This is a genomic window from Lapillicoccus sp. (genome assembly GCF_025353065.1).
Taxonomy (GTDB): Bacteria; Actinomycetota; Actinomycetes; order Actinomycetales; family Dermatophilaceae; genus Lapillicoccus.
The window spans coordinates 1-5256 of sequence record NZ_JANXRJ010000096.1 but is presented as its reverse complement, the minus strand read 5'-3'; the positions used below and the strand labels follow the sequence as shown (position 1 = coordinate 5256).

The window sequence follows — 5256 nt, the reverse complement described above, 5'->3', positions numbered from 1 at the left end:
GAAGAGCGGCACGGTCACGAACCCGCACGCCGCGGCGACCAGCGTGTCGTTGAGCAGGTCACCGCGGTTCATCCCGACGACCTTGGTGCCGTAGGTGAGGACGAAGGTGATGAAGATGTAGAACGGCGCCTGCTCGGCCATCCGGATGAAGGCGGAGGTGACGATCTCCAGGGGGTGCGACTTGAGCACCTCGACGAAGGGCTGCTTGACCACGGCCTGGGTCTGCTTGACCTCGCGGAAGGCCGGTGACTCCATCACGCGCAGCCGGACGTAGAGGCCGATCGCGATGAGCACGGCACTGACGAGGAACGGGACCCGCCAACCCCACGAGTCGAACTGGGCGGGCGTCATGATCGACGTCATCCACTTGATCATCGCCGTGGACAGGAGCAGGCCGATCGGCACGCCGAGCTGGGGATAGCTGGCCATCAGCCCGCGACGCTTCTTGCTGCCCCACTCCATGGCCATCAGGACCGAGCCGCCCCACTCGCCACCGACGCCGATGCCCTGGGCGATCCGCAGCACTACCAACAGGATCGGCGCGAAGACACCGATGCTGGAGTAGGGCGGGAGGCAGCCGATGAGGAAGGTCGCGACGCCCATCAGGACGAGGGTCGTCACGAGGGTGGCCTTGCGGCCGACCCGGTCGCCGTAGTGCCCGAAGATCGCGGCGCCGACGGGGCGGGCGGCGAAGCCGACGAAGAGCGTCGAGAAGGAGGCCAGGACGCCGGCGAAGTCGGAGCTCCCCGGGAAGAACAGCTTCGGGAAGACCAGTGCCGCGGCGGTGCCGTAGAGGAAAAAGTCGTACCACTCGATCGTCGTACCAACGGTGCTCGCGATGACGGCGCGTCGTTGGTGGGAGGCAGCGTTGCCGTCCAGGGTGGTGGTTGCCATTCAGAAACCCTCTCGAGATGAGTGGCTGAGCCACTTGGCCACGTTGCCAACATCGTAGTTTTCGACTTTGCGGCCGTCGTTGTCAAGGAGGCTCGCCCGACTTTAACGAGGGAGACGGCCCGATGAGCGACGCGCTGCAGACCGTGGCCCGGGGGCCTATGTACGAGCAGGTGATCGAGCGGCCGCGGGGCGCACGACGTCAGCGCCGGGCTGACCGCTGGCAGCCAACTACCGGCCCAGCGCGACCTCTCGGCGCGGCCGTCACCTACCTGCGGCGCCAGGTCCGAAGCCGAACGACCAGCCACGTGACCGAGAAGGGGTCGTCAACCGCCGAGCGTTACCCCGGGACCAATCAGCCTGGGACCGATCTGTATGCCGCTCATGAGACCCGCGCTCGCTTCGACGCGGCATACGCCTCGGCCAGCCGTTCGAGGTAGCGCCTCGGTGGGCTCAGCTCCTTGGCCAGGGGATGTTCCGAGACCGGGCACACGAAGCCGGTCGCGAGATCGACGTAGCCGAGGTCGTGCACACCCTCCCCGTGGCTGACCCGGGTGCCGTAGAGGCGGTCCAGCGGCCCCCGGCGCCAGTGGGACCCGACGTGGTAGGTGATCCACGAGCGGGAGAGACGGCTGATGAGCCGGTTGCCCCCGAGCTCGAACGGGACCTTGGGGAAGGCGCTGGCCGTCAGACCCAGCCGCGACCCGGCCGCGTGGGCGAGGAGTCCCCGGACGACCGCGTCCGAGTCGGGCTCGGTGATAGCGACTACCCCGGACACCAGGTCCTGGTATCCCAGGTCGCGGCCCCTGTCATCACTGACGTAGAGCCGCTGGCGACCCGCCCGGGCCCACGGCTCGACGAACAGGGAGAAGTTGGCCCGCGCGTAGAGGGAGGACGTCGTGGCAACTGGGCCCGAGGGATGCGGGACCTCAGCGCCATACGGCGGGAACGCGCCGCTGAGGTGACGGACAGCGGCCTCGACGTGGACCCTGGTGGCCGACCCCGTGCGTGCCAGGGTCGGCAGGAGGTGGTGGAGCCCGACGAGGTCGACGTCCCTGAGGCGTTGGCGGGGCATGAAGGCGTTGGAGTCGTGCGTGAAGACCAGCATCCCCATCACCGGCAGCTCGATCCGGGCCTCCACCATCGAGGCACGGACCTGCGCCGTGAGATCGGCTAAGTGCTCGACCGTCCGGATGGCCGGCCGGCCGCCGACTCGCAGCTCGTCGCGGACACTCACCGGAGACACCCAGTGCTTGGCGTCGAGCACGGTCACCCCACCCGGCCCGATCACCAGGTGGTCGATGTTGCTTCCGTGGGCGACGGCCCGGTCATGCAGGACGAACCCGCCACAGGTTGTCAGCGGCGCCAGCGCCTGCGCGACCAGCCGCTCACCCTCGGCACCCTTACCGAAGTTCTCGGCTCGCTGACGCGCGTAGGCGGCCTTCCGCTCGAGCACACCCGCCGCGGCCGCGGCGCTGCGTGCTTCCTCCACCGCACTCCCGCCGGCGCTCACGGCCGTCCGCCCGAGCATGCGCATGTCACCAGGTCGCCCCTTTCGTCGATCACCGAGTCTGGCTGTCCGCGTTGGGCGGCAGAACCTCCGAAAGCGCTGACGGGACTCATCAGTTCGCACGATGGCGGACGAGGAGGTGGGTGTGATCCTGCGGGGCCCACGGCGGTCGAACATCTCCCCAGCCGCTTGGGGTCAGATGACCTCGATCTGAGCCCCGTGTCCGCGAGCCCGGGCCAAGCGTTGGTCGCGGGTGACCAAGGGGCAGTCCAGCGCCTCGGCGAGGGCCACGTAAGTCGCGTCATAGGCAGTCAGGTTGTCCCGCAACGCGAAGGCCCGGCGGCGGAGGGCATCTCCCGCGGCCCACCGCTCGAGGGCAAGGTCGTCGAAGTCGGTGAGCAGATCCTGTACTCGGCTCGGCGTCAGACGGCCACCCAACGTGAGCCCGCGAAGGGCCGATACGACCTCCACATCGAGCAACCCCGGCGCATGCAGGTCCTCGTTCCGGAGACGCGAACGAAGATCATCCGTGCCCTCCACCAGCGAGAGCGCATCCACGACTGCTGAGCAGTCGACGACAATCACCGCTCACGACCGCCCGCGGCACGGTCCCTGTCGTCGCGTCCTTCGCGAATGACACCGACCGACGATGCCGTGGCGCGTTCGTCTCGCTGGGCGGCGCGAGCGAAAACCTCAGCCACAGTGGGGCGTTCGACCTCCTGGGTGATCAGGCGCAGGAGGTAGCTGTTGAGTGACTCGCCCTCGGCCGCTGCGCGCGCCTTGAGGGCTCGACGCACGTCTTCGGGGACGTTGCGGATCTGCACCAAGGACGCCATACATCTACTATAGGTGCATCTCAATACATGGTGCATGGCATGCAGCCCCTCACGCCCTCTTCCGGGCACCGGCAGCCCGGGGGTTGCGGCGCGCGCTCGGACGCGCCGGCGAGTATGCCGCGCCGCCGCACATCGCTGGCTAGAGTCACACCCGTAATCGCGGCCCGACGGGCTTCCGTCCCCGGACATGCCCCCACCCGCACGAGAGACTTCGTGCTGCCTGGGGACCTGACCTGTGACGCTCTACCGCCAATCCGTGGCTGGATTCTCAGCCGTCGAACACCACTTCGCCGACCTCATTGCCGAGCAGATGACGATCAGGACAGGCCACCGACCGAGTCCCGGTGAGCGTCGTTCGTGGGAGCGGAGCATCCCCGCCCTGCGTGCCGACCTGGTCTCCGTTGGACTCGGTGAGGTGGAGATGCTCATCGAGTACCAGCTCCCCCTGACCAGCAAGCGCGCCGACGTCGTCCTCGCGGGCCGCCATCCCGAGACCGGGTCTCCGTCCTACCTCGTCGTGGAGCTCAAGCAGTGGAGCAGTGCCTCGCGATTCGAGGACAGCGACACCCTCATCAGCATCGACGCCTACGGCGGCCGACCCGTCACGCACCCGTTGCTGCAGGTCCGCGGCTACTGCGACTACATGCTTGGCTTCACGAGCGTGCTTGCCGATCAACCCGAGGCCCTCGCCGGTGTCGCTTACCTCCACAACGCGACGGACCACGGTGTCGACGACCTGCTCCGTATGCCGGGAGACCAGCACGGCCGCCTCTTCACCGGTCAGCGGCGCGGCGACTTCCAGGACTTTCTCCTGACCCGGTTCGCGCCGGGTGAGTCGGGGGCGGCATACGCAGACAACCTGCTCGCGAGCCGGATCGCCCCTTCGCGTCAGCTCCTGGCCCTGGCGGCCGAGGAGGTGCAACAGCGCGAGATGTTCGTCCTGCCCGCCGAGCAGATGGATGCCTTCAACTACGTGCTTCACGCGGTTGAGCGAGCCCGCCGGGACGACGCGAAGTCGGCGGTCGTCATCAGCGGTGGCCCGGGCAGCGGCAAGAGCGTGATCGCCCTCTCCCTCCTCGGAGAGCTGTCCCGCGAAGGACGTGCCGTCCTCCACGCGACGGGCTCGAGATCCTTCACGCAGACGCTGCGCAAGGTCGCGGGTCGGCGAGCGCCCAAAGTGCAGAAGATGTTCCAGTACTTCAACTCCTTCATGACCGCGGAGCAGAACGACCTCGACGTGCTCATCCTCGACGAGGCCCACCGCATCCGCGAGTCCTCGGTGAACCGCTGGACCAAGGCCGAGCACCGTTTGGGCAGACCACAGATAGACGAGCTCCTGTCCGCGGCCCGGGTTCCCGTGTTCCTGCTCGACGAACATCAGGTCGTACGGCCGGGCGAGCAGGGGACGGTTGAGGACATCGAGAGACACGCCGCTGCTCGCGGCATACCGGTCCGGCGGATCAGTCTCGACCAGCAGTTCCGCTGCGGCGGGTCCGAGGCCTACGTCACGTGGGTGAAGCGGCTGCTCGGTCTCGAGCCCGGTGGCCCGATCCCCTGGGTCGGCGACCCCCACTTCATCGTCGACGTCGTCGACAGCCCCGGCGAGATGGAGCATGTGCTCTCATCCCGGCAGGCCGAGGGCTACAACGCGCGCATCGCCGCCGGCTACTGCTGGCCGTGGAGCGACCCCCGTCCTGACGGAGGCCTCGTCCGCGACGTGACGATCGGACCGTGGTCGAGACCGTGGAACCTCAAGGGTGAGCGGTCCATCGGTGGCGCACCTCCCGCCGCCCTGTGGGCCACGGACCCTGCCGGTTTCGACCAGGTGGGCTGCGTCTACACGGCTCAGGGCTTCGAGTACGACTACGCCGGCGTCATCATCGGCCCTGACCTCGTCTGGCGCGACGACCGCTGGGTGTCCGTCCGCGCGGCCAACCGCGACCCCGACTTCCGGAACCGCGACAAGGTCGGCGACGCGGACTTCGACCGGCTCGTGCGCAACGTCTACAAGGTGCTCCT

Annotated in this window: 5 protein-coding genes; 1 reads left to right on the top strand and 4 read right to left on the bottom strand. The window is 68.2% G+C overall.

The window, feature by feature from the left end; translation table 11 throughout:
- From Q0R63_RS07885 to Q0R63_RS07870, 4 genes are all read right to left on the bottom strand, one after another.
- Nucleotides 1–894, bottom strand: an 894-nt coding sequence (locus Q0R63_RS07885; protein ID WP_295696050.1) for an MFS transporter, incomplete at its 3' end; no start/stop codon positions are given.
- Nucleotides 895–1273: 379 nt separating this feature from the next.
- Complete coding sequence (locus Q0R63_RS07880; RefSeq protein WP_295696048.1) at nucleotides 1274–2428, bottom strand: nuclease-related domain-containing protein; 1155 nt, start codon at nucleotides 2426–2428, stop codon at nucleotides 1274–1276.
- Between the two features lie 168 nt (nucleotides 2429–2596).
- Complete coding sequence (locus Q0R63_RS07875) at nucleotides 2597–2986, bottom strand: type II toxin-antitoxin system VapC family toxin (protein WP_295696046.1); 390 nt, start codon at nucleotides 2984–2986, stop codon at nucleotides 2597–2599.
- On the bottom strand, nucleotides 2983–3237 hold the full coding sequence (locus Q0R63_RS07870) for a hypothetical protein (protein ID WP_295696044.1): 255 nt from the start codon (nucleotides 3235–3237) through the stop codon (nucleotides 2983–2985). Before Q0R63_RS07870 ends, Q0R63_RS07875 begins: the two co-directional genes overlap by 4 nt.
- Before the next feature lie 256 nt (nucleotides 3238–3493).
- Between Q0R63_RS07870 and Q0R63_RS07865 the strand changes: the two genes are divergently transcribed.
- A partial coding sequence (locus Q0R63_RS07865) for a DUF2075 domain-containing protein (protein WP_295696042.1) occupies nucleotides 3494–5256 on the top strand: 1763 nt, incomplete at its 3' end.

Coding starts and splice junctions, on each gene's coding strand:
- Q0R63_RS07880 (WP_295696048.1), bottom strand. CDS start 2,428: ATGCGCATGCTCGGGCGGACGGCCGTGAGCGCCGGCGGGAGTGCGGTG.
- Q0R63_RS07870 (WP_295696044.1), bottom strand. CDS start 3,237: ATGGCGTCCTTGGTGCAGATCCGCAACGTCCCCGAAGACGTGCGTCGA.